The following is a 24140-nucleotide window of genomic DNA, read 5'->3' as shown; positions in this document are numbered from 1 at the left end:
TATCGATGACCGAAGGAGAATGTAGATGACGCAACCGGGGTACCCAACGAACGGCCCACTACCCAAGGCCGACCCCGACACCCGAAAGAGCCGTCTCGCGCAAGGCGTTCACAACGAGGTTGTCCGTGGAGCGATGGTGGAATCGCAGTCGGATTACAACGCCGTCCTCCGATACGGCAAGCCCATCAATCACATGCTTCATCTGATCTTGACACTTGTGACATGCGGTTGCTGGAGCCTCGTATGGCTCATCCTCTACATCATGCAGGCCACCGAGAAGAAGACTGTGACCCTCACTGTTGACGAATTTGGGCAGGTTCTTCGGCAACAGACGTAACCGATGCGCCCGGTGCACCTCTGATTCCGGAGACGCACCGGGCGATCGCAACGTTCGATAGCCTGACGCGTCGTTCCTGCGCGACTTCCTCGACGGTGGGACTGTCCCCGACGATTGGGAGTGCGCCCGCGCGGGCGTCGCGTAGATTGCCGGTCGACTCGGCCCGCGGCCTCGGACGGCGACGGTATCTCGTCGGAGTGGTACGTATGACGGCCGGCAACCGGCTATAGACCGATGCCGGTCGGCATGGGTACCACTCGCACGATGTTTCCGATTCGAGTCGCGGTCATTCGGCATCCGTACCCTTGAATCATGGCTTCACCACGCACTGCCCGCCTCCAGTTCTCCGAGCGCGCGCGGAAAAAGGAGATCAACACCAATCTGTCCGCGATCCGCACGGACGGGGACGACACCTTATGGGTCGGCGGCGACGAGGGCGCCGTCATCCACCGACTCACCCGGAAACCCGGACGCACCGTCGTATACGGCGACGAACAGGTGTACGCGCTGGCCGACCTGGTGCCGATGCCGTCCGACGACGCCGATGAGGAAGCCGACCTCGAAGGCTTCGCTCGCGACGGGCACTACCTCTGGGCGGTGGGTTCGCACAGCCGCAAACGGTCGCGGATCAAAGAGCAGCACAGCACAGAGAAGGCATTCGAGCGCCTGGCGAAAGTGAAGTCCGAAGAGAACCGGCACGTGCTGCTGCGGATTCCGGTGACCGACGAGGACGGCGTATCCGAGTTGCGGGAGCACGTCGAGTTGGATGGGCGCACCGAGCATGCGGCGGTGCTGGGCGTCGGATCGAAGAGCCTGACAGAACTGCTTCGCGAGGATGAGCACCTGGCCCCGTTCCTATCGATCCCCAGCAAGGACAACGGAATCGACATCGAGGGGATCGCCGCCTTCGGCGACCGGGTGTTCGTCGGGCTGCGCGGGCCGGTACTGCGCGGGTGGGCCACGGTCATCGAACTGCGGCTGACCCCGTCGAAGAAGCATCCGGAACGGTTGAAGGCCCGCCGCCTCGACGATGGCTCCCGCTACCGAAAGCACCTGCTGGATCTGGGCGGCCTGGGCGTTCGCGACCTGTGCTCCGACGGGCGGGACATCCTGGTTCTCTCCGGACCGACCATGGACCTCGACGGTCCGGTGCGTGTGCACCGTTGGAAAGGTGCGCCGGACGCCGAAGCGTCGCAGCTGGTGCGAGCACCCGACCTCGAGACGGTGCTCGACCTCCCCTACGGCGAGGGCGATGACCACGCCGAGGGCATCGCCCTGCTGAACGACCCGGACCCGAGGGAGCTTCTCGTGGTGTACGACAGCCCCGCTCCTCGCCGCATCAACCCGCAGCGCGGCATGCTCGCGGACCGATTCCCATTGTCCGACTGACTGTCCGACTGACTGAACGGTCGGGTCACGAACGTGAGTGGCCGACGCGAGAATCTCGCGTCGGCCACTCACGTATTCAGAATTCAGACGCTACTTGGCGCCGATGTCCGCGTTCTCATCCGGCTTGATCTCACTGCCTTGATCCTTGGACTTCGTCATCACCGACTTGACGTCGTCGTTGAGGGAGTTGACCGCGCCGAGGTCGCCCTTGCGAGCACTCTTCACGGCATCCGACACCTTGTCCGAGATGGACTTCATCGGCTTGACGATCGACTTGCAGAGCGTCGGGTTGGCCTTCGCGTCCTCGGAGGCGAGGCGCACCTGGCGTTTGACGAACAGGGCCGCCGCTCCCGCCTTGACGAACGCCTTCACACGCCCGTCAGCACCCTTCTTGAAGCTCCCGGCCTTGGCGGGCTTGTAGATCCACCGGTGGAAGGCGCCGAAGCCCAGCCCGGCATGCCAGGTGAACTTCGTCTTCGCGAACTTGATGGTGTTCTCCTTCGGGCAGGCGAACTCACCCGAAGCATTCTCCGATTGCGAATTGGCACCCGAACCGTTTGCGGCCGTAGTGGAGTCGGAGTCGCTTCCCTTGCAGCCGCCTGCCACCAGGACGATCACGATCGCGATCATCGCGGTGAGGAGTTTGATAAACCGTCGTTGTGTTCGCATGGTCCCTGTTCCATTGATTCGGTCGAATGTGTACCGAACACATGCTGCCCTTTGCCGCCCCGGATTTCGCAGGGGATGAGGAATATTCCAGATGAGTGTTTGGGGCGGATTCTCCGCTCCGTCACTAGTCCGGCCGCGGTAGCCAGTAGTCGAGAAGGAGCGCTACTTCGACGTCGAGACGATCGTCGGCGATGGGGCGTCCGCGATCGCGTTCGGCGTTCTTCACCCGGTACTTGACCGTGTTGTAGTGCAGATGCAGCTGCTCTGCTGTCGCTTTGTTGCTCGACTGGTTGCCGAGGAATACCCGCAGCGTCTCACGGAGCCGTCGGGCAGCGTCGGTATCGGCCGCCAGCGGCCCGAGGACCTGTGCCACCCACTCCCGCGCCCGGACGGAATCGGCGCTGACCAGCGAAGCCACGGCAAGACCCGGGTCGGCGTAGGACCGCAGTTGCGGCGGGTCCTCCGCGAGTTCGGCCATGTTCCGCGCCTCGACGGCCTCGCGGTGCGACTTGGTGAACCCGGCACTCCCGGGGTGCGGCGTACCCAGTGCGACGTAGAGGCCGGAGAGGTTCTCCCCGATGTGATCGCGCGCCGTACCGAGGTCGGGATCGGTGTCCGCCGGCCATGACATCCACACCCACGCGGTCAGCCGGTCGGCGGCGACGAACAGGAACTCGCTCCCCGCACCGAGTTCGGTGGCGAGCGTGCGGGTGACACGTTCGATGCGGGACAGCTCGTCGTGCTGCGGGTCGGGAGCCGTCGACCAGACGATCGCGGCGCAGTGATGTTGATTCAGGTTGTATCCGATGGCCGCCGACGTCTGGGTTTCGTCTACCTCGGCAGTCGTCGACAGCAGTTCCCGGATGCGCACGGTCCGGATGGTGTTGCGGTTGGACATCCATTTGTCGCGCTCCGCCTGGTAGGCGGCGACGACCTGCTCGGTGACGGTGTCGATGTACGCGGATGCGATCGAGACGATCCGGCGCGCGGCCTCCAACCCGAGGCGAGGCTCGATGTCGGAGGCTTCGATGGTGGTGAACACCCGCTCCTGCAGTGCGGTCTGGCCGAGTCGGTACGCACGCACCAACGCGGCCATCGGAATGAGCTGCTGCGCAAGCCGATGCGCGTACTCCACCGCCGCCGACGGGGCCTGCACACCGTCGGTGGAGATGCCGTGACGCATGATGTGGAACACCGCGTCGACGTTGCTCTCGACGCTGTCGCCGAGCAGGTCGAGTAACTGCCGGTTCCCGCGCAGTTCGGTGATATCGCGTTCCAGGACCTCGCGGATGTGCCGCGACTCCCCCACCAGGTTCTCGCTCATCTCAGTGATCACCGATGCCACCACGTCGGCAACAACGTCATCGGACTGCGAAATCCCGTACTCGGTCACGAATGTGACAGTAGTCGGTGCGCACCCCACGGCGTTGTCTCGAGGGGACAATACGAGCCGGAACTTTGTCGCCGCTGGATATGGTTGCGATCACATAGGTGTTCGTAAAGTGACGTGCTGTACAGCACTCCGAGAACGAAGGATTCACATGTTTCTGGCTGAGATGGCAGGCTCACGCGCCGAGTCCGATCCGAGTGCGCCCGCACTGGCAGATGACACGCAGACATTCACGAACCACGAGTTCGACGAGGCGATCATCCGTGCGGCAGGCACTCTGGCGGAAGCCGGCGTGAGCAAGTCGGACGTGGTCGCGATCATGCTGCCCAACACCGCGGACTTCGTGATCGCGCTGTTCGCCGCGTGGCGGCTCGGGGCGACGGCGACTCCGGTGAACCCCTCTCTGGAACCGAAGGAGATCGCCTACCAGCTCGCCGACTGCAAGCAGTCGGCGGTGGTCACCAGCGACGACCTCAAGGCCAAGCTCGCCGACGACGTGACGGTCGTGACCGACCTCTCCTCGGCGAAGACGGGTACGCGGGAGACGACGCAGACCGATGAGCACGACCTGGCACTGCTGATCTACACCAGCGGCACCACCGGTCGGCCCAAGGGTGTGATGCTCGATCACGCCAATCTCACGGCGATGGTTGAGATGGCGATCGAGGAGTTCTCCCTCGACAGCTCGACGCACAGCCTGCTGATCCTGCCGCTCTTCCACGTGAACGGCATCGTGGTCGGTGCACTGTCCTCGCTCGTCGCGGGCGGATCGGTCACCGTCGCCGGCCGGTTCGATCCCCGCACGTTCTTCGACCGTGTCGAAGCCGCCCGGCCGACCTACTTCTCGGGGGTGCCCACGATCTTCGCGATGCTGGCCAACCTGCCCGAGGAACTGCAGCCCGACACCTCCTCATTGCAGTTCGCCGTGTGCGGTGCCGCCCCTGCCAGCGCCGAACTGCTCGACAAGTTCGAGAGCCGCTTCTCGGTGCCGGTCATCGAGGGATACGGACTGTCGGAGGCCACATGCGCCTCGACGGTCAACCCGATCCACGGCAAGCGGAAACCGGGCACCGTCGGCCTCCCCCTCCCCCGCGAGCAGGTGCGCATCGCCGGACCCGGCGGCGAGGAGATCACCGACGGCTCGGCGGGCGAGGTGCAGATCAAGGGCCCCAATGTGATGCGCGGATACCTGAATCTGCCGGAGGAGACCGAGAAGGCCTTCATCGACGGCTGGCTCCGGACGGGCGACATCGGACGGTTCGACGAGGACGGTTACCTGACGCTGGTCGATCGCGCGAAGGACATGATCATCCGCGGCGGCGAGAACATCTATCCGAAGGAGATCGAGAACGTCGTCTACGAGGTTCCCGGAGTCCTCGAGGCCGCTGTCGTCGGCCGACCTCATCCCATGCGCGGCGAAGAGCCGGTGCTGTTCGTGTCGGTGTCGGATCCGTCGACCACCGAAGACGTCATCCAGAAGCACATCGACGAGTCGCTGTCGAAGTACAAGCGTCCGGTCGCCGTCTGGATCGTCGACGACGTTCCGAAGAACCCGGTCGGCAAGCTCGACAAGCCCGCCATGCGTAAACGATTGAGCGATCAGGCAGATGAGTCTGCCGACGCTGAGCACTGACCGTCGCCGACTCGACCGACCCGTAAGACCGAAGGAACACGTCATGGGAATCCTGTCCCCTACCCTGCCCGACATCGACCTGAGTGAGTGGCGCAAGCTGCCGCAGCTGGAGCGATTGAGGATCCAGGTGCAGCACTGGGGCGCGAACGGGTTCGGCACGCCTCCCGGCGCCTACCTCTTCTACTTCGTGAAGATGGCCGCCTATGTGCTGCTGCCGCTGTGGATCATCTCCATCAGCACTCCGGGCATCGGTGAGCTGTCGGACATCGGTTCGTGGTGGACCGAGCCGATCGTGTTCCAGAAGGTCGTGATCTTCACGATCCTGTTCGAGGTCTGCGGGTTCGGCTGCGGATCCGGTCCGCTGACGATGCGGTTCTTCCCGCCGGTCGGCGGATTCACCTACTGGCTGCGTCCGGGCACCATCCGCCTGGCTCCATGGCCGGGCAAGGTCCCGCTGACCGGCGGCGAAACCCGGACGATCGTCGACGTCGTCCTCTACGCGGCACTTCTGGGAATCCTGGTGTGGGGCTTGGTGTCCGACGGTGTGGGTGACGTTGGCGATGCCGGGATGATCGCCCCGGCGGTCCCGATCGCCATCGTCGTCGCACTGGCGCTCGTCGGCCTGCGCGACAAGGCGATCTTCCTGTCAGCCCGCTCCGATCAGTACCTCGTCATGGCGATCGCTTTCCTGTTCCCCTGCATCGACATGATCATCGCTCTGAAGCTGATCATGGTCGCCGTCTGGTGGGGTGCCGCGTCGTCGAAGCTGAACCACCACTTCCCGTTCGTGGTGTCGGTGATGATCTCGAACAGCCCGTTCGTCGGCGGCCCATGGGTCAAGAAGAAGCTGTACCGCAACTACCCGGAGGACATGCGCCCATCGCTGTTCGCCAAGATCGCCGCCCACCAGGGCACCGTGATCGAATTCGTGATGCCGGCGATCCTGATCTTCTCCACCAACTCGATCCTGACCACAGTGATCCTCATCGGGTTGACCATCTTCCACCTGTTCATCCTGTCGACGTTCCCGGCCGGAGTGCCGCTGGAATGGAACCTGTTCGTCATCGGTGCAGCCTGGTTCCTGTTCTTCAACTACACCGACTCGACGTACTCCATCTGGAACGCGACCACCCCGTGGCCGTACCTGATCGCCGTCGCACTGATCGCGGGCATCGTCATCGGCGACATCAAGCCGCAGGCGATCTCGTTCCTCACTGGCATGCGCTACTACGCGGGCAACTGGGCAACCAACACCTGGCTGATGCGCCCGGGGCTCGAGGAGCGCATGGAGGCCGAGATCACGAAGTCGGCGCCCATGACGAAGCACCAACTGCTCAAGCTGTACGACGAGGACACCAGCGAGTTCATGATGCAGAAGTTCTCCGCCTGGCGGTCGATGCACAGTCACGGTCGTGCGCACATGGGTCTGATCCCGCGTGCGGTCCCCGACCGCGAGGACTACGTGGTCCGCGAGGGCGAATTCATGGCAGGCTCTCTCATCGGCTGGAACTTCGGCGAGGGACACCTGCACAACGAGCAGCTCGCGACCGCTGTGCACCGGCGGCTGAACCTGCAGGACGGCGATCTTCGGCTGGTCATGATCGAGGCGCAGCCCGTTCACAACGGCGACCAGAAGTACGTGATCTTCGACGCCGCCAGCGGGGTGGTCGAAGAAGGCACCGTCACCGTCAGCGACCTGATCGAACGCCAGCCGTGGCTCGATACGACCGGGACCGTTCCGGTTCACGTCACCTCGCAGCGGGCGGATGCGCCCGCCAGCCGGACCGTGGCGTCACCGAGCGCCCGTGACCCCCGCCCCTAGGCCGATTCCGCCTTCGCTTTGATCACCCGGAGTGTCCGGTCGATGGCAGTTTCGAGCTCGGCGGCGTGGTTCTCCCCGCCGCCGAGCATCGTGCTCGCGAACAGTCGTCCGGTCATGGTCAGACCATCCGGGACCGACCGCCGCTCGGTGAGCACCGTGGTGCCTGCGGCGCCGTCGAGTTCGAAGATCCAGCGAGCTCCGCTGGTGACCGTGTCCCAGGCGAGGGCCCGCTCGCGGTCCACCCGGATGATCCGGTTGCGGGTAGCCCACACCACCAGGTTCCGGCGGTTCAGACTCGCGTACACCTGGCCGACCCGGAGTCCGCCCGGCCGCAGCGGCGTCATGGACATCAACTCCGGACTCGCGCGCACGAGGTTCCGGAAGTCGGTGAGCACCTCCCACACCCGACTCGCGGGAGCATCGATGGTCACCGACGCGCGCAGTTCACGATTGGTACCGATGGCGATGGTCTCCTAGCCTCGACGCATGTGCGACCAGCTTATCGCCTGGCCCCTGACCGGGATCCCGGCAATCGACCGTCAGTAGCAGCCTTCCAGGTTCGCAACGTCCTCCGCGGGCACGCCGAGCGACGAGCAGTCGATCGCGCTGCCGATCTCGACAGCGGACCAACCGCTTCCGTTGTTGCGGAACAGGATCCCCGTGGGCTGATGCTCGCCGTCGGGTGCGGTCACGCCGATTGCACTGGTTCCCGAGCAGGAGACCCCGCCGAGGAGGATCGGTGCGACCAGGCGGTCCGCGACCGCCGAGTTCGAGGCCACCGCCGCGAGATTGCCTGCCGACGCGGAATCGCACGTCGATACCGTCGACTCGGTTCCGGTCGGCTGGGTTGTTTCGGTCGGCTGGGTCGTCTCGACCACCGGATCCGAGTCCGGCGCAGAGCCACTGCCGTTCACCGACACATCGCCGTGAACCGCCTGTGTGTGAGTCGGCTGTTGCGTGTGAGTCGGCTGTGAGGAACGGGCACTCACGGTTGCCGAGTCCGGTACCGCGTCCGGACTGCCGTCCGTCGAACACGCCGTGCCCAGGAGCGCAGCGGCGGCGATCACGCCGGCAGAGGCTGCGGTGGTGATACTGCGATTCATCAGGACTCCTCCGGTCGGGCGACGGTGCTCTCACCGACGCTCCTAACCGGATGATCGGCGCCACCGGCTCCTGCGGTTACGCGCAGTCGTTCGGTCGATATACCGGCTCCCCGGTGCGTCGTCGTCCCCGCGACTACTCTCGCGAACGTGACCACCGCTTTCGTCTTGTCCGGCGGCGCGAACCTCGGCGCCATCCAGGTGGGCATGCTCGCCGCTCTCGCCGAACGGGGCGTGCAGCCGGATCTGCTCGTCGGCACATCGGCCGGAGCACTCAACGCCGGCTTCATCGCCGGGCACGGGCTGTCCATCGAATCGGCGGACGAACTCGGGGAGGTGTGGAAGGGCCTGAGTACCTGGCAGATATTCCCGCCCCGACCGCGCCGGCTCCTCAACGCACTGCTCGGCCGCAGTCCGGCCCTGTTCGGCGACCACGGAATGCGCAACCTCGCGGAGCGTCACCTGACGTTCACCGACCTCGAAGACGCCCGCATTCCCTTACGGGTGATCGCCACCGCGTTGCTCACCGGCGACGAGATCATCCTCGATTCCGGCAACTCGGTGGAGGCGATCCTGGCCAGCAGCGCCCTCCCCGGCCTGCTCCCGCCCGTCGATCACAACGGCAGTCTGCTCGTCGACGGCGGGGTCGCCGACAACACAGCCATCTCGCCCGCCATCGCCTCGGGCATCGACCGGATCTACATCCTGTCGTGCGGCTACAAATGCGCTCTCGACGCACCGCCGACGAGCGTCACCGGAATGCTGCTCCAGACGATGGAGCTTCTCGTCCACAAGCGACTGATCCGGGACATCCGCGAGTACTCCGATGACGCCGACCTGATCGTTCTGCCGCCGCCCTGCCCGATCGACGTCGGCGAGATCGACTTCAGCCGGGCGGCTGAACTCATCGACCGCGCGTACCAGGACTCCCGGTCATTCCTCGACGCCGACGGTGGTCGCCGCGAGGTCCCCGCCGACCACATCGAGTTCCATGCTCATTGACCGGCGAGGTAGGTAGTCCTTACCTGTGACGAAGGGCTGAGGCTCGCTAATATGCAGGCTGTGAGTGAGTCATCAGCCCCCGAATTCCTCTACTCCGATCTCCTTCCGGCCGATCAGGACGACACCCCGTATCGCCTGGTCACCACGGAAGGCGTCTCGACGTTCGACGTCGACGGCCGCACCTTCCTGAAGGTTGCGCCGGAGGCCATCCAGACGCTCGCCTCGGAGGCGATGCACGACATCAGCCACTACCTGCGGCCCGCGCACCTGCGGCAGCTCCGCAAGATCATCGACGACCCCGAAGCGTCCGGCAACGACCGGTTCGTGGCGCTCGACCTGCTGAAGAACGTCAACATCTCGGCAGGCGGGGTGCTCCCGATGTGCCAGGACACCGGCACCGCGATCGTCATGGGAAAGAAGGGCGAGGGCGTCCTCACCGGCATCGACGACGGTGAGGTCATCGCCCGCGGCGTGTACGACGCGTACACCCAGCTGAACCTGCGCTACTCCCAGCTCGCGCCGCTCACCACGTACGACGAGAAGAACACCGGCACCAACCTGCCCGCACAGATCGAGATCTACGCGACCGAGCAGGGCCCCAAGGGGCCGGAGTACAAGTTCCTCTTCATGGCCAAGGGGGGCGGCAGCGCCAACAAGTCGTTCCTGTTCCAGGAGACCAAGGCGATCCTGAACCCGAAGCGCATGCTCGAGTTCCTCGACGAGAAGATCCGTTCGCTCGGCACCGCTGCGTGCCCGCCGTACCACCTGGCGGTGGTCGTCGGCGGCACGTCGGCCGAGTTCGCACTCAAGACCGCGAAGTACGCCTCCGCGCACTATCTGGACAACCTGCCGACCGAGGGGTCGATGGCGGCGCACGGGTTCCGCGACACCGAGCTCGAGGAAGAGGTCTTCAAACTCACGCAGTCGTTCGGCATCGGCGCGCAGTTCGGCGGCAAGTACTTCTGCCACGACGTGCGCGTCGTGCGCCTCCCCCGCCACGGCGCGTCGTGCCCGGTCGCCATCGCCGTCTCCTGTTCGGCCGACCGCCAGGCTCTGGGCAAGATCACCGCCGACGGCGTGTTCCTCGAGCAGCTCGAGACCGACCCGGCCCAGTACATGCCCGATGCGGGCGTCGCCGAGGACATCGCGGGCGGCGAGGTGGTTCAGATCGATCTGAACCGTCCGATGCCGGAGATCCTGGAAGAGCTCTCCAAGCACCCGGTCAAGACCCGACTCTCGCTGACCGGACCGCTGGTCGTGGCCCGCGACATCGCGCACGCCAAGATCAAGGAGCGTCTCGATGCGGGCGAGGAGATGCCGCAGTATCTGAAGGATCACCCCGTCTACTACGCGGGCCCGGCCAAGACTCCCGAGGGCATGGCGTCCGGATCGTTCGGGCCGACGACCGCGGGCCGCATGGACAGCTACGTCGAGCAGTTCCAGGCGGCAGGCGGCTCGATGGTGATGCTCGCGAAGGGCAACCGCTCCAAGCAGGTCACGACCGCGTGCGACGCGCACGGCGGTTTCTACCTCGGATCCATCGGCGGCCCGGCGGCACGGCTCGCCCTGGACTGCATCAAGAGCCAGGAAGTGCTCGAGTACCCGGAACTCGGCATGGAGGCCGTGTGGAAGATCGAGGTCGAGAACTTCCCGGCCTTCATCGTCGTCGACGACAAGGGCAACGACTTCTTCACCGACCCCTCGGGGACCGTGAACGTGCCGATCAGCGGTATCCGGGTGCGGTCGCGGGAGCGGTAAGGACCGACAGTCGGCCTACGGCGGCCGTCTCGTCTCCTACCCTGGAGCCATCACCGGAACACGCGGAGGTGGTGCGGAATGGCTTCGGCAGCGTTCGACGTCGTCGTGATCGGCGGCGGGATCGCAGGAGTGTCCATCGGCTATCAGCTGAGCGCCGATAGACGGGTCTGCCTCGTCGAGCAGGAGGACACGCTCGCGTTCCACACCACCGGCCGTTCGGCCGCTCTCTATCTGGAGACGTTCGGCAACACCACGGTACGTGCGTTGACCAGTGCGAGCCGCGCGTTCCTCGCCGCCCCTGCCGACGGGTTCGACGGCCCGCTCCTCACACCGCGCCCCTACCTCGTATTCGCGAGGCAAGGTCGCGGCGACGCGCTGACCGCATTCCACGACGATGTCCGACGTCAGGCGCAGACCGTCGAGATGCTGTCCGCCGACGACGCCGTCGCCCTCGCGCCGTACCTGACACGCGATGCGATCGAGGCCGCGCTGCTCGACCCGGCGGCGATGGACATCGACGTCCACGCCCTGCACCAGGGCTATGTCCGCGGACTGCGGCAGCACGGCGGCGAGGTCCGCACCCGGGCCGCGGTGACCGGGCTGGTCCGCACCCACGGCGAGTGGACCGTGACGCTCAGCGGAGACGACACGGTGCGCGCGCCGGTGGTCGTCGACGCCGCGGGCGCATGGGTCGACACGATCGCCGGGCTCGCAGGTGCTGCGCCGGTCGATGTGAGTCCGAAGATCCGGACGATCTTCGGCGTCGACGCGCCCAGCCGGCTGAGGACGCCGTCGCTGCCGGTCGTCGACGACCTCGACAACGCCTTCTACATCAAGCCGGAAGCCAACGGGCTCCTGTGCTCCCCCGCCGACGAGACGCCGAGTCATCCGCACGACGTCCGGCCCGACGATCTGACGATCGCCCGCGCCATCGAGTCGATCAACGAGGTCACCGACCTGAACGTCCGACACATCCGCTCCTCGTGGGCGGGCCTGCGCACCTTCGCGCCGGACCGGTCACCGGTGGTCGGCTTCGACCCGGGAGTGGAGGGCTTCTTCTGGTTCGCGGGCCAGGGCGGATACGGCATCCAGATGGCCGACGGCCTGGCCCGGGCCGGAGCCGCTGTCTTCCGCGGGGATCCGCTGCCGGACGACGTCGCCGCAGGCGGAGTGCGGGCGGCAGCGCTCGAGCCGAACCGGTTCTGACTGCATCCGGACCGACCAGGTTCAGCGTGATCTCCGACTAACGCTTCCGGTCCACGTTCGCCATCTTGAGGACATCGAGTCGGCGGTCGAGTTCCTCTTCGGACAGATCATCACCGACGAGTCCGCGGTCGATGACGGTCTCGCGGATCGTCTTGCCGTCACGCAGCGCCTGCTTGGCGACCGCTGCCGCCTCCTCGTAGCCGATCGCCGAGTTGAGCGGCGTGACGATCGACGGCGACGATTCGGCCTGCGTGCGCAGGTGATCCGCGTTCGCGACCAGTCCGCTGATGCAGCGGTCGGCGAACAGCCGCGACACGTTGCTGAGCAACGTGATCGACTCGAGGACGTTGCGCGCCATCATCGGGATGTAGACGTTGAGCTCGAACGCACCGTTGCCGCCGCCCCACGTGACTGCCGCGTCGTTGCCGATCACCTGCGCCGCGACCTGGGTGACGGCCTCGGGCAGAACCGGATTCACCTTGCCCGGCATGATCGAGCTGCCCGGCTGCAGGTCGGGAAGACGGATCTCGCCGAGCCCGGTGAGCGGACCCGAACCCATCCAGCGAATGTCGTTGGCGATCTTCGTCAACGACACGGCGACCGTCTTCAACTGGCCGGACAGCTCGACGAGTCCGTCGCGGGCCGCCTGCGCCTCGAAGTTATCGGTCGCGAGGCTCAGCTCGTCGACGCCGGTCAGCTCGGCGAGCTTCGCCACGACGCGGGTGCCGAACCCCTCGGGCGCGTTGAGCCCGGTACCGACCGCGGTGCCGCCGATGGCCAGTTCCCCGACGCGCGGCAGGGTCGCCTGCACTCGCTCCACGCCGGCCTGCACCTGGCGCGCGTATCCGCCGAACTCCTGTCCCAGCGTCACGGGCACCGCATCCATCAGGTGCGTGCGCCCCGATTTCACAACCTCGCGCCACTCCTCCGACTTGTCGGCGAGCGCCGCCTGCAGCTGCTGCAGAGCGGGAACCAGGTCGCGCACGACGGCTTCGGTCGCGGCGACGTGAGTCGCCGTCGGGAACGTGTCGTTCGAACTCTGCGACATGTTGACGTCGTCATTCGGGTGCACCTGCACGTCCGACTGCGCCGCGATCGAGGCGATCACCTCGTTGGTGTTCATGTTCGAGCTGGTGCCCGATCCGGTCTGGAAGACGTCGATCGGGAACTGATCGTCGTGCACGCCTTCGGCGATCTCGCGGGCAGCGGCGACGATCGCGTCCGCCTTCTGCGCGTCGAGGAGACCCAGATCGTGATTCACCTGGGCGGTCGCCGCCTTCAGCAGACCGAGTGCGCGGATCTGAGGCCGCTCGAGCGGACGGAAGCTGATCGGGAAGTTCTCCACCGCCCGCTGCGTCTGCGCACGCCAGAGAGCGTCCGCCGGGACGCGCACCTCCCCCATCGTGTCGTGCTCGATCCGGTACTCGGTGTGGTTCTCAGTGCTGTCGGCCATGGTCGGTACAACCTCTCGGTCGGCTCGGATGTTCCTGCGCGGCGTTCAGGCCATAGCGACGCCGTGGCGCCAGTAGCCCATGAACGCGACCTGCGCGCGTGCGATGCCCAGGTCCTTCACCAGGTGCCTGCGCAGTCCGGTGACGACCTTGCTCTCGCCCGCGATCCAGTAGTAGCGGTCGATCACCGCGACCGTCCCGGAGTCGACGTCCTCACCCGCACCGGAGTAGGTCGGCGTCTCCCAGACGAGCGAGTCGTCGTCGACGGCGACGTCCTCGTCGTCCCGGACCTCCTTGCCGATCGCGGCCGCCAGATGGTCGAGCACGGCGGGCCGAAGCTTCGCGCCGTGCTCGGCACCGTCGCGCACCAGCCAGTGCACGTCGACGCCGTCCGGAGCTGCGAACGGCAGCTCGTCGTCCGCGGTGGGGATCTCGATGAACGCCGAACCACGCACGTCGCGCGGGCAGTCCTCGAGGATGCGCGCGATCGCCGGTGCGGCGGTCTCGTCGCCGGCCAGCAGCACTGCGCGAGCCCGGCCCGGCGCGTACTCGATGCCGCCGCCGTCGAACCGTCCTCGGCGCGGGGCGATCAGCAGGACCTCGTCGCCCTCCGTCGCGGTCGACGCCCACGACGACGCCGGACCGGTGAGTCCGGGCTTCAGGTGCAGCACGAAGTCGATGACCAGCTCGGTGGAGCCGTCGTCTCCCACCCGCACGTCGCGGATCGAGTACGTGCGCATCGAGCCGCGCTCGTCTTCGGGAACGGCCAGCCACTGCTGATACCAGTCGACGGAGTCGGCGAGCTCGGGCACTGTTCCGGAGTCCCCCGGGAACACCAGCTTGACCCGTTGATCGAAGGTGGTGCCGGGTGTTCCGATCCGGTCGACGTGCTCGCCGACGAACGTGACCCGGACGAAGCTCTGCGAGACCGGGACGACGGAGTGGACGCGGGCGCGGCCCACCGCGAACGGGGACTCGGTCTGGACCTCAGCGAGGTGCGTATCAGCGGACATGGTGCCTCCCAATCGGCATGACTGCAGGTTTCCCGGAGACGGGGTCGGTCAGAATCCGGCTCTTGAGCCCGAACACGCTCTCGACGAGCTCGGCGGTGACGACGTCCTCGGGATCGCCCTGCGCGTGGAGACTGCCTGCGCGCATCGCGATCAGGTGGTCCGCGTAGCGCGCCGCGAGGTTCAGGTCGTGGAGCACCATCACGATGGTGGTGCCCCGTGCCGCGCGCAGATCGGTGAGGAGATCGAGAACCTCCACCTGATGGGCGACGTCGAGGAACGTGGTCGGCTCGTCGAGCAGCAGGATCTCGGTCTCCTGCGCGAGCGCCATCGCGATCCACACCCGCTGGCGCTGCCCGCCCGACAGCTCGTCGACCGAGCGTTCGGCGAGATCGGCGATCCCGGTCGCGTCGAGCGCGTCGGCGATCGCCTGGTAGTCGTGGGCCGTCCACCCGGCGAGCATCTTCTGGTGCGGATGCCGTCCTCGGCCCACCAGATCGGACACGGTGATCCCCTCCGGCGCCACCGGACTCTGCGGCAGCAGTCCGAGCACTCGTGCGACCTCCTTGGTGGGTCGCGAGGTGATGCTCGCGCCGTCGAGCACCACCTGTCCGGCCTCCGGCTTGAGGAGCCGGGCCAGGCTGCGCAGCACCGTCGACTTACCGCAGCCGTTCGCCCCGACGATCGCGGTGATCCGGCCGGGCGGGACGTCGAGGTCCAGCCCGTCCACGACGACCCGGTCGCCGTAGGCGAGCCGGACCCCCTGTGCTGCGAGTTGATGTTCAGCGGTCACAGGGTGCCTCCCGACCGGTTGACGCGGATGAGCAGATAGATCAGGAACGGGGCGCCGAGCACACCCGTGATGACGCCGACCGGATACCGGTGCGGCAGCGCGAACTGCGCGACGAGGTCGGCCGACATCACGATGATCGCGCCGATCAGTCCCGACGGCAGCAGCATGCGCTCGCCACCGGCGATCAGCCTCGACGCGATCGGCCCGGCCATGAAGGCGACGAACGAGATGGGACCGGTGGCAGCCGTCGCGAACGCCAACAGGATCACCGCGCCGAGCAGGAACGCGACGCGTGTCGCCTCCACCCGCACGCCCATGCCCGCGGCGGTGTCGTCGCCGAGCCGGAGCATGTCGATGTCGCGCCCCACGAGGAGCATCAGCGGAACGATGATCGCCACTGCGAGCGCGAGTGGTGCGGCGGCTTCCCAGGACGATTGCGCGAGGCTTCCGGTGATCCACTGCAGAGCCGCCTGGATGTCCCACTCGGATGCGCGGGCGAGCACCCACGAGACGACGCTGCTCAACATGGCGCCGATCCCGATGCCGATCAGGATGAGCCGGGTGGCGGCGAAACCGCCGTTCTGCGACAGCCCGTACACGGCCGCTGCGGCGCCGACGGCACCGCAGAGGGCGGCCGCCGATACGCTGGGGCCGGTCAGTCCGAAGATCACGATGCCGACGACGGCCGCAGCGGAAGCGCCCCAGGAGATCCCGATGATGTCGGGGGATGCGAGCGGATTCCGGAGCAGTGTCTGGAATGTGACGCCGGCGAACCCGAAGGCGAAGCCGGCGAGCAGCGCGAGGGTCACTCGGGGCAGCCGCAGATCGCCGACGGTGAACGAGGCTCCGGCGATCTGGTCGCCGCGCAGCACCATGAACACCTCGTCGATGCCGTAGAACGTCTGGCCGACCATCAGGGAGACCACGAAGAGCAGCGCAGTCAGCAGTGCGAGTCCGCCGACGATCGTGTGGCGTCGGACTGTCCGCTGCCGTCGGCCGGCCTGGACCGCGTGCCGAGTCGTCTGAGGCTCGGTCATAGTTCCCTCACCTTCTGCCGACGGACGATCCAGATGAAGAACGGCGCGCCGATGAGAGCGGTCACGACTCCGACGTCCATCTCCTCGGGCCGAACGACGAGCCTGCCGACGACGTCCGCGACGACGAGCAGTGCTGCGCCGCCGAGCGCACTGAAGGGAAGCAGCCAGCGGTGGTCGGTCCCGATGATGGCCCGGCAGGCATGCGGCACCAAGAGCCCGACGAAGGCGATCGGTCCGGCGATCGCAGTCGCGGCACCGGCGAGCACCACGGCGGCGATCCCCGATAGGAGCCGGGTCCGTCCGACGTTCTCGCCCAAGCCTGCGGCCACATCGTCGCCGAGCGCGAGCGAGTTCATCCCGCGCGCCAACGCGAACGTCAGGAGGGCGCCTGCCGCGAGCACCGGGGACAGCACCGCGATCCGGTCCCAGTCGGCGCCGCCGACGCCGCCCACCTGCCAATGCTGGAACCGTGCCATCACGTCGACTCGCGGCAGCAGTACCGCGCTGATCAGGCAGGTCAGCGCGGCGGCGGTCGCCGCGCCGGAGAGTGCGAGCTTGAGGGGCGTCGTACCGCCGCGCCCCATGGAGCCCACCGCGTAGACGAACACGGCGGTCAGTGCGGCGCCCGCGATCGCGATCGCGATGTACGAGTACGGATCACCCAGCCCGAAGAAGACGATGCCGCACACGACGGCGAGCGACGCTCCCGCCGAGATGCCGAGGATTCCCGGATCGGCGACCGGGTTGCGCGTCACAGCCTGCATCCCGGCGCCGGACAGCGCCAGCGCCGAGCCGACGATCATCGCGAGCACCGTACGCGGAATGCGTTCGGCGACGGCCGCTTCGGCGATCGTCTCCGAACCGCCGAACAGGGCGCCGTGGATCGCGTCGAACGCCACGTCGCGGACACCGAACGCGATCGAGACCCCGCACAGAGCGACGAGCACGACGGCGCCGACGACGAGCCAGGCCATCCGTCCGGACGGCCTGGTCGCCTGCGCTCGGATCAAGAGGTCTTGAGTCCCGTTGCGAGAGTGTCGAAGTAGCGGTCGATGCCCCACGGGATCGACAGCGGCGACGGGTTGGCCATCGACGCCAGCGGGGTCCCGTCAGGCAGGATCGCGATCCGGCCTTCCTTGACCGCCGGGATCTTGTTCAGCAGCGGATCGGCTTGGAGCTGCGCCTTCGTCGCCTCCGTGCCGTAGGTGACGAACAGGCCCACGTCCTTGAAGAGATCAGCCTTCTCCGCGCTCACCTCGACGTAGAACTCCTCGGACTCATCCGTCGCTTTCGCCACCTGAGCCGGCAGCGGCAGCCCGATCTCACGCAGGAACCCGGCGCGGGTGTCGTTCGCTGTGTAGTAGCCGATCTTGCTGGTGTCCGTCGGGTCGAGGAACACGAAGAGCGGCTTGGTGCTCTTCAATTCGGGATGACGGTTCAGCGACGCGCCGACCCGGTCGTTCAGCCGGTCGATCAGCTCGTCGCCCTGTGTCTCCATGCCCATGGCCTTCGAGTCGATCTTGACCATGTCCTGCCACGAAGTTCCCCACGGGACCTTCGGGTAGGCCACGGTGGGCGCGATCTGGCTCAGCTTGTCGTACTCCTGCTTCGTCACGCCCGAGTACCCGGCGAGGATGACGTCCGGCTCGGTGTTCGCGACCGCTTCGAAGTCGATGCCATCGGTCTCGTCGAACAACGCGGGCTTCTCCCCTCCCAGTTCGTCGAGCTTGTCCTCGACCCAGGGCAGGATGCCGTTGCCGTTGTCGTCGCCCCAGGTGGCTTTCGACATGCCTACCGGGGTGACGCCGAGCGCCAATGGCACCTCGTGGTTGGCCCAGGCGACAGTGGCGACGCGTTCCGGCTTCGATTCGATGGTCGTGGTGCCGTAGGTGTGCTCGACGGTGATCGGGAAGCCTTCGCCTCCCGACTCACCGGAGGACTTTTCATCGGAGGCGGTGCACGCGGTCGCAGACGCGGCGAGCACCGCGGCCAGCAGGAGCGTGACGATGCGATTTCTGCGCACGCTGGTAGTCCGTTCTGAGGAGGTCAGGAGCCTACAACCATGTGGGTAGGCTGCCCTAACGTAGCATTTGCGCGGCCAAGCGGTCGAACTCGCCCCGCCTTCGCACTCCCCTTGTAAGGTCCATCACGGATTAACGCCACCACCCGGACGATTCGCGACGATGGGCCCCGCCTGATGATGAAGTTCCTCCAGAATCTCGGTAAGTCGATCATGCTGCCGGTGGCGGTGCTTCCGGTCGCCGCGATCCTGGTCGGCATCGCCAACTGGATCATCGGTCTCAACGACGACCAGCCGACCATCGTCACCTCCTTCCTGCTGACCGCGGGCCTGGCGATCCTGGACAACCTGGCGCTCCTGTTCGCCGTCGGCGTCTCGATCGGCATGGCCCGCAAGTCCGACGGCACCTCCGCGCTGGCCGGACTGGTGTCGTGGCTGGTGATCACCAGCCTGCTGGCGCCGACGTCGGTGATGAGCCTGCTCGGATCGGGCTGGAAGACCGAAGCTGCGGAGGACGGCACCGCACTGTCGGACGGCTGGCAGACGGCCGATCAAGGCGGCCACCTCGTGATCCAGTCCCCGGATGTGAACGCGGCCTTCACGCCCGGCTCCTTCCAGAACGCCTTCATCGGCATCCTGTGCGGCATCATCGGCGCGGCCTGCTACAACCGCTTCAAGGACATCCAGCTCCCCGACGCGCTGGCGTTCTTCTCGGGGCGTCGGTCCGTCGCGATCATCACCGCGGGGGTGTCCCTCATCGTCGCACTGATCCTGCTGTTCGTGTGGCCGCTCATCTACACCGGTCTGGTGAACTTCGGGGAGGCCATCGTCGGCGCGGGTGCGTTCGGCACCGGCCTGTACGGCTTCTTCAACCGGCTGCTGATCCCCTTCGGTCTGCACCACGCATTGAACTCGGTCTTCTGGTTCGACGTCGCCGGCATCAACGACCTGAACAACTTCCTCTCCGGCGAAGGCGACTACGGCGTCACCGGCCAGTACATGACCGGCTTCTTCCCGGTCATGATGTTCGGACTGCCGGGTGCCGCGCTCGCCATGTACGTGACGGCGAAGACCACGCGCAAGAAGATCGCCTACGGCATTCTGCTGTCGGGTGCCGTCTCGTCGTTCTTCGTGGGCGTGACCGAGCCGCTCGAGTTCGCGTTCATGTTCCTGGCGCCCTTCCTGTACGTGATCCACGCGGTGTTCATGGGCATCTCGATGGCGGTCGCCTCCCTGCTTCCGGTCCGCATGGGCTTCGGGTTCTCCGGCGGTTTCGTCGACCTGGTACTCAACTGGCAGAACCCGATGGCCGAGAACCCGTGGATCATCCTGGTGATGGGCGCGTTCTGGTTCGTCGTCTACTTCTTCGTCTTCCGCTGGGTGATCCTCAAGTTCCAGCTCAAGACCCCGGGTCGCGAGGACGATGCCCCGGCGGACGAGGATGACGACGGAGCGGGCGGCGCCGCATCGAAGGGCTTCCTGGGAATCGCCGGGAAGTTCATCGACGGACTCGGCGGCAAGGACAACATCACCGAACTCGACAACTGCGCCACCCGGCTCCGGATGGAGGTCGCCGACACCGCCAAGGTGGACGAACCCGCCCTCGCACGTGCGGGTGCCGCCGGAACCATCAAGCCGGGCGGCCACTCGGTTCAGGTGATCTACGGCCTGAACGTGCAGTTCGTGAAGAACGCGATGGACAGGATCTTGGCGGGCGAGGTCGATCCGGAGTCCGTCGACGACGCCGTCGAGGCGGTGGACGACGCCAATGCGGAGATCGACTCCGAACTCGGTGCGACGGGCACCACGGTGCTCGCGCAGCGCCGGACGATCACACTTCCGCGGCCGATCCCCGGTTACGCCGTCAATCTTTCGGAGGTCCCGGACACGACGTTCTCCACCGGCATGATGGGCCCCGGCGCGGCGATCGTCCCGACGTCGGGCACCGTGACCGCGCCCGCCGACGCGACCGTCGTGACCGTCTTCCCCACCGGCCACGCGGTCGGACTGCGCCTGACCGACGGGACCGAACTCCTCATCCACATCGGTCTGGACACGGTGAAGATGAAGGGCGAGGGCTTCCAGGCCCTGGTGAAGGCCGGCGACACCGTCACCGCAGGACAGCCGCTGGTGAACGTCGATCTCGCCGCGGTCGAGGCCGCAGGCCACCCCACGGTGAGCCCGGTGGTCGTGATGAACGACAAGTCCGCAGTGCTCGAACTGCGGTGAGCGCAGCTAACCTGGGCACCATGTACGTGAAGGTCTGCGGACTCACCCGTCCCGAGACGGTCGACGTCGCCGTCGATGCGGGCGCGGACGCCGTCGGTGTGGTGATGAACCGGACCAGTGCCCGTGCAGTGGACTCCGCAACCGCACGGACCGTCGTCGCACAGGCCGCGGGCCGCGTCGACACCGTGCTCGTCGTCAACGACATGCCTGCCGCCGACGCCGCAGCGATCGCCGTCGACCTCGGGTTCGACGTGCTGCAGCTGCACGGCTCGTACGGCGAGGCCGACTTCGCGTCGGCCGCCCGGATCATCCCCCGCCTGTGGCGTGCCACGTCGCTCGCGAACGACCCGCCGCTGCAGGTCGGGGCCTACGGCGAGGAGAGCCTGCTGCTCGACGCGCCCCGGCCCGGCTCCGGTGAGCGGTGGGATCTGTCGGCGCTCGCCGAGCGCGGAGTCGGCGGCCGCTGGCTGCTGGCCGGCGGCCTGCACCCGGGCAACGTCGCGGATGCGATCGCGCAGGCCCGGCCGTGGGGCGTCGACACCTCGAGCGGCATCGAGTCGTCACCGGGCGTCAAGGACCACGTCCTCGTGCGTGCGTTCATCGCAGCGGCCCGGTCGGCGGAGAGTTAGCTCGACTCGAGCCCGCGCTGAATCTTGTTCATGCCTGCGAGCCACCGGTCGGTGCCGGTCACGCGAGCCGCGTAGTAGTCGGCTACCTGCGGGTGCGGCAGCACGAGGAACTCGTCCCCGGCGAGCGCCCGCCATGCCGCATCGGCGACGTCGTCGGGCTCCAGCGGACCGTCGTGGGCCAGCAGCCCTTGCAGGTCGCCTGCCTCGTCGAACATGCGCGTGCGCACGCCCTGCGGACAGATCGCCTGCACCACGACGCCCCGGTGCCGATAGGTGGCCGACAGCCATTCGGCGAACGCGACCGCCCCGTGCTTGGTCGCCGAGTACGCGGGCGCGCCGAGCATCGTGAGCAGTCCCGCAGCCGACGCCGTGACCACGTACCGGCCACCGCCGCGGGATACCCATTCCGGCACCAGGAGGCGTGCGGCGCGCACGTGCGCCATCACGTTCACCTCCCACGACTCCGACCACTCCTCGTCGTCCGCCTCGAGTCCGCGGCCGCGATCGACGCCGGCGTTGCCGAACCAGACGTCGATGCCCCCGAGCCATTCGCGGGCCACGCCGACGAGCTCGGCCACTCCCTCCGGGGACGCCGCGTCCCCGGGTGCGGCGATCGCCCCGATCTCGTGCGCCAGCGCATGAACGGCGTTCGCATCCAGGTCGTTCACCAGGACGCGTTCACCCTCTGCGGCGAGCCGGGTGGCGATGGCCCGCCCGATCCCGGCAGCGGCTCCGGTGACGACGATTCGTCGGGCATCAGCCTCAGGCATGGTCGGGCCTTCCCTCGTGTAATCTGCCGTGTGGTCAGATAACTAAGCGATCGCTTAGTTTCCCGCTCAACCTAACAGAGGAGGCCGGTGTCATGGCGACGAAAGCCGAACTGACGCGGCAGCGGCTCCTCGCCGGTGCCATGACCTCCTTCGCCGAGAACGGCTTCCACGGCACCAGCACCCGGCACATCGCCGCCGCGGCCGGGATGAGTCCCGCCGCCGTCTACGTCCACTACACCTCCAAAGAGGAACTGCTGTACGAGATCACCAGGCTCGGGCACGACGAGATCAACCGCATCGTCGAGGAAGCGGTGGCCGCCGACACGACTCCGTCCGAGCGGATGCGACGGCTGATCCGCGGATTCGTGATCTACCACGCGCAGCACCATGCGAGCTCGCGCGTCGTCAACTACGAGATGACGAGACTCTCGACCGAGCACCTCGCCGAGATCGTCGCCCTCCGGACGCGCATCGACGGACTGATCGCCGGCCTCATCCGCGACGGCGTGACCGACGGAACCTTCGTGGCCCCGGACATCTCGATGACCACCACCGCCATCACCTCGCTCGGCATCGACGTGGCCCGCTGGTTCCGCACCGACAGGCCGTGGACTCCCCAGACCGTCGGCGATCACTACGCCGATCTGACGCTGCGCATGCTCGGCGTCCTCCCGCAGAACTGAACATCGATCACCTATGGAGAAGGAGGTGGCGCAATGCGCCGCACGATCTACAACGAAGACCACGACGCGTTCCGGGACACCATCCGGTCGTTCATCGCGTCCGAGGTGGTTCCGGTCTACGACCAGTGGCTCGAGGACGGCATCGTCCCGAAGGACTTCTACCGCAAGCTCGGCGACCTCGGCATCTTCGGGATCGAGGTGCCCGAGGAGTTCGGCGGAGCGGGCGAGACCTCGTACAAGTACCAGGCGATCCTCACCGAGGAGACGACCCGTGCGGGCGTCAACTTCGGCGGGTCCTCCGTGCACGTCGCCCTGTGCCTTCCCTATCTGCTCAAGCACGCGAACGACGAGCAGAAGCGGCGCTGGCTTCCCAGCATGGCCTCCGGTGAGACCATGTTCGCGATCGCGATGACCGAGCCGGGCACCGGTTCGGACCTGGCGGGCATGCGCACCACGGCCAAGCTCACCGAAGACGGCACCCACTACGTCCTCAACGGCGCGAAGACATTCATCACCGGCGGCGTCAACGCCGACCGCGTCATCGTCTGCGCCCGCACGTCGGCGCCCCGCGAGGACGATCGCCGCTTCGGCATCTCGCTGCTCGTCGTCGACACCACGCTGAAGGGCTACGAGGTGGGACGCAAGCTCGACAAGATCGGACTGCGCACGTCCGATACCGCCGAGCTCTCGTTCACCGATGTCCTGGTACCCGCCGAGGACCTGCTGGGCGAGGAGAACCTCGGTTTCTCGTACCTCGGTCAGCACCTGCCCCGCGAGCGGCTCTCGATCGGCGTCGACGCGCATGCTCAGGCCGTCGCCGCCGTGCGCTTCGCCAAGGAGTACACGCAGGAGCGCAACGTCTTCGGCAAGCCGGTCGCCGCCTTCCAGAACACCAAGTTCGAGCTGGCCGCCTGCCAGACTCAGGTCGACGCGATGGAGGCCGTCGTCGACAGAGCGGTCGAGTCGTACGACGTCGGTGAGCTCACCGCGGCCGACGCCGCCTCGGTGAAGCTGTTCTGCACCGAGGCCGCTTCGGATGTCATCGACCGCTGCCTGCAGCTGCACGGCGGCTACGGCTACATGAACGAGTACCCGATCGCCCGCCTGTACGCCGACAACCGCGTGACCCGCATCTACGGCGGAACCAGCGAGGTCATGCGCTCGATCATCGCCAAGAACATGGGCCTGTAGGGCACCGCTTACTCTGGGACG

At 66.9% G+C, this 24140-nt stretch carries 21 protein-coding genes; 10 read left to right on the top strand and 11 right to left on the bottom strand.

Annotated features, from left to right (window positions below):
* The first annotated feature begins 649 nt into the window (after positions 1-649).
* The gene (locus FO044_RS03750) at positions 650-1726 is read left to right on the top strand and encodes a DUF3616 domain-containing protein (RefSeq protein ID WP_132994043.1); all 1077 of its coding nucleotides are present in this window, start codon (positions 650-652) and stop codon (positions 1724-1726) included.
* A 90-nt stretch (positions 1727-1816) separates the two neighbouring features.
* On the opposite strand, the gene FO044_RS03745 is transcribed toward FO044_RS03750, so the two are convergent.
* Both FO044_RS03745 and FO044_RS03740 read right to left on the bottom strand, forming a co-directional pair.
* On the bottom strand, positions 1817-2395 hold the full coding sequence (locus tag FO044_RS03745; RefSeq protein ID WP_235831532.1) for a hypothetical protein: 579 nt from the start codon (positions 2393-2395) through the stop codon (positions 1817-1819).
* 124 nt (positions 2396-2519) lie between these two features.
* Positions 2520-3788, bottom strand: coding sequence for a PucR family transcriptional regulator (locus FO044_RS03740; protein ID WP_132994044.1), 1269 nt, complete (start codon positions 3786-3788; stop codon positions 2520-2522).
* Positions 3789-3936: 148 nt separating this feature from the next.
* Between FO044_RS03740 and FO044_RS03735 the strand changes: the two genes are divergently transcribed.
* Positions 3937-5418: a class I adenylate-forming enzyme family protein gene (locus tag FO044_RS03735; protein WP_132994045.1), complete on the top strand. Its 1482-nt coding sequence runs from the start codon at positions 3937-3939 to the stop codon at positions 5416-5418.
* Positions 5419-5461: 43 nt separating this feature from the next.
* Entirely contained in the window at positions 5462-7240 is a 1779-nt protein-coding gene (locus tag FO044_RS03730) for a DUF3556 domain-containing protein (RefSeq protein WP_132994046.1), read from the top strand.
* Here the strand turns inward: FO044_RS03730 and FO044_RS03725 are convergent.
* The gene (locus tag FO044_RS03725) at positions 7237-7683 is read right to left on the bottom strand and encodes an SRPBCC family protein (RefSeq protein WP_268896138.1); all 447 of its coding nucleotides are present in this window, start codon (positions 7681-7683) and stop codon (positions 7237-7239) included. The genes FO044_RS03730 and FO044_RS03725 overlap by 4 nt on opposite strands.
* Positions 7684-7779: 96 nt before the next feature.
* Positions 7780-8343: a hypothetical protein gene (locus FO044_RS03720; protein WP_132994048.1), complete on the bottom strand. Its 564-nt coding sequence runs from the start codon at positions 8341-8343 to the stop codon at positions 7780-7782.
* A 147-nt stretch (positions 8344-8490) separates the two neighbouring features.
* Between FO044_RS03720 and FO044_RS03715 the strand changes: the two genes are divergently transcribed.
* The 3 genes from FO044_RS03715 to FO044_RS03705 all read left to right on the top strand — a co-directional run bounded on the left by FO044_RS03715 (position 8491) and on the right by FO044_RS03705 (position 12306).
* Positions 8491-9342 (top strand): patatin-like phospholipase family protein, encoded by an 852-nt coding sequence (locus FO044_RS03715; protein WP_132994049.1) that lies wholly within the window; start codon positions 8491-8493, stop codon positions 9340-9342.
* 51 nt (positions 9343-9393) lie between these two features.
* Positions 9394-11100 carry a fumarate hydratase gene (locus FO044_RS03710; RefSeq protein ID WP_143965348.1) on the top strand — a complete coding sequence of 569 codons (1707 nt, stop codon included), beginning with the start codon at positions 9394-9396 and terminating at the stop codon, positions 11098-11100.
* 78 nt (positions 11101-11178) lie between these two features.
* Entirely contained in the window at positions 11179-12306 is a 1128-nt protein-coding gene (locus FO044_RS03705) for an NAD(P)/FAD-dependent oxidoreductase (protein ID WP_132994051.1), read from the top strand.
* Between the two features lie 37 nt (positions 12307-12343).
* Here the strand turns inward: FO044_RS03705 and FO044_RS03700 are convergent, their stop codons facing one another.
* Genes FO044_RS03700 through FO044_RS03675 form a run of 6 tightly spaced genes read right to left on the bottom strand, consistent with a single transcriptional unit; the run spans position 12344 to position 18620 of the window.
* Positions 12344-13759 (bottom strand): class II fumarate hydratase, encoded by a 1416-nt coding sequence (locus tag FO044_RS03700; RefSeq protein ID WP_132994052.1) that lies wholly within the window; start codon positions 13757-13759, stop codon positions 12344-12346.
* A 45-nt stretch (positions 13760-13804) separates the two neighbouring features.
* Entirely contained in the window at positions 13805-14770 is a 966-nt protein-coding gene (locus tag FO044_RS03695) for a siderophore-interacting protein (RefSeq protein WP_132994053.1), read from the bottom strand.
* On the bottom strand, positions 14760-15560 hold the full coding sequence (locus FO044_RS03690; RefSeq protein WP_132994054.1) for an ABC transporter ATP-binding protein: 801 nt from the start codon (positions 15558-15560) through the stop codon (positions 14760-14762). Before FO044_RS03690 ends, FO044_RS03695 begins: the two co-directional genes overlap by 11 nt.
* The gene (locus FO044_RS03685) at positions 15557-16597 is read right to left on the bottom strand and encodes a FecCD family ABC transporter permease (RefSeq protein WP_132994055.1); all 1041 of its coding nucleotides are present in this window, start codon (positions 16595-16597) and stop codon (positions 15557-15559) included. The genes FO044_RS03690 and FO044_RS03685 overlap by 4 nt, the downstream gene beginning before the upstream one ends.
* The gene (locus tag FO044_RS03680) at positions 16594-17571 is read right to left on the bottom strand and encodes a FecCD family ABC transporter permease (RefSeq protein WP_132994133.1); all 978 of its coding nucleotides are present in this window, start codon (positions 17569-17571) and stop codon (positions 16594-16596) included. Before FO044_RS03680 ends, FO044_RS03685 begins: the two co-directional genes overlap by 4 nt.
* A gap of 32 nt (positions 17572-17603) precedes the next feature.
* Positions 17604-18620, bottom strand: coding sequence for an iron-siderophore ABC transporter substrate-binding protein (locus FO044_RS03675; protein WP_132994056.1), 1017 nt, complete (start codon positions 18618-18620; stop codon positions 17604-17606).
* Between the two features lie 174 nt (positions 18621-18794).
* On the opposite strand from FO044_RS03675, the gene nagE reads away from it, so the two are divergent.
* Positions 18795-20846: an N-acetylglucosamine-specific PTS transporter subunit IIBC gene (nagE, locus tag FO044_RS03670; RefSeq protein ID WP_132994057.1), complete on the top strand. Its 2052-nt coding sequence runs from the start codon at positions 18795-18797 to the stop codon at positions 20844-20846.
* Positions 20843-21475 (top strand): phosphoribosylanthranilate isomerase, encoded by a 633-nt coding sequence (locus FO044_RS03665; RefSeq protein ID WP_328591150.1) that lies wholly within the window; start codon positions 20843-20845, stop codon positions 21473-21475. Before nagE ends, FO044_RS03665 begins: the two co-directional genes overlap by 4 nt.
* On the opposite strand, the gene FO044_RS03660 is transcribed toward FO044_RS03665, so the two are convergent.
* The gene (locus FO044_RS03660; protein WP_132994058.1) at positions 21472-22245 is read right to left on the bottom strand and encodes an SDR family oxidoreductase; all 774 of its coding nucleotides are present in this window, start codon (positions 22243-22245) and stop codon (positions 21472-21474) included. The two genes, FO044_RS03665 and FO044_RS03660, sit on opposite strands and share 4 nt — an antisense overlap.
* Positions 22246-22337: 92 nt before the next feature.
* Here FO044_RS03660 and FO044_RS03655 point away from each other — a divergent pair, with 92 nt between their 5' ends.
* Complete coding sequence (locus tag FO044_RS03655) at positions 22338-22928, top strand: TetR/AcrR family transcriptional regulator (protein WP_132994059.1); 591 nt, start codon at positions 22338-22340, stop codon at positions 22926-22928.
* Between the two features lie 33 nt (positions 22929-22961).
* Complete coding sequence (locus tag FO044_RS03650; protein WP_143965347.1) at positions 22962-24119, top strand: acyl-CoA dehydrogenase family protein; 1158 nt, start codon at positions 22962-22964, stop codon at positions 24117-24119.
* Positions 24120-24140: the final 21 nt, after the last annotated feature.

Source organism: Gordonia zhaorongruii, assembly GCF_007559005.1.
Classification (GTDB): Bacteria; Actinomycetota; Actinomycetes; order Mycobacteriales; family Mycobacteriaceae; genus Gordonia; species Gordonia zhaorongruii.
This window is presented reverse-complemented; position numbering and strand designations above follow the sequence as displayed.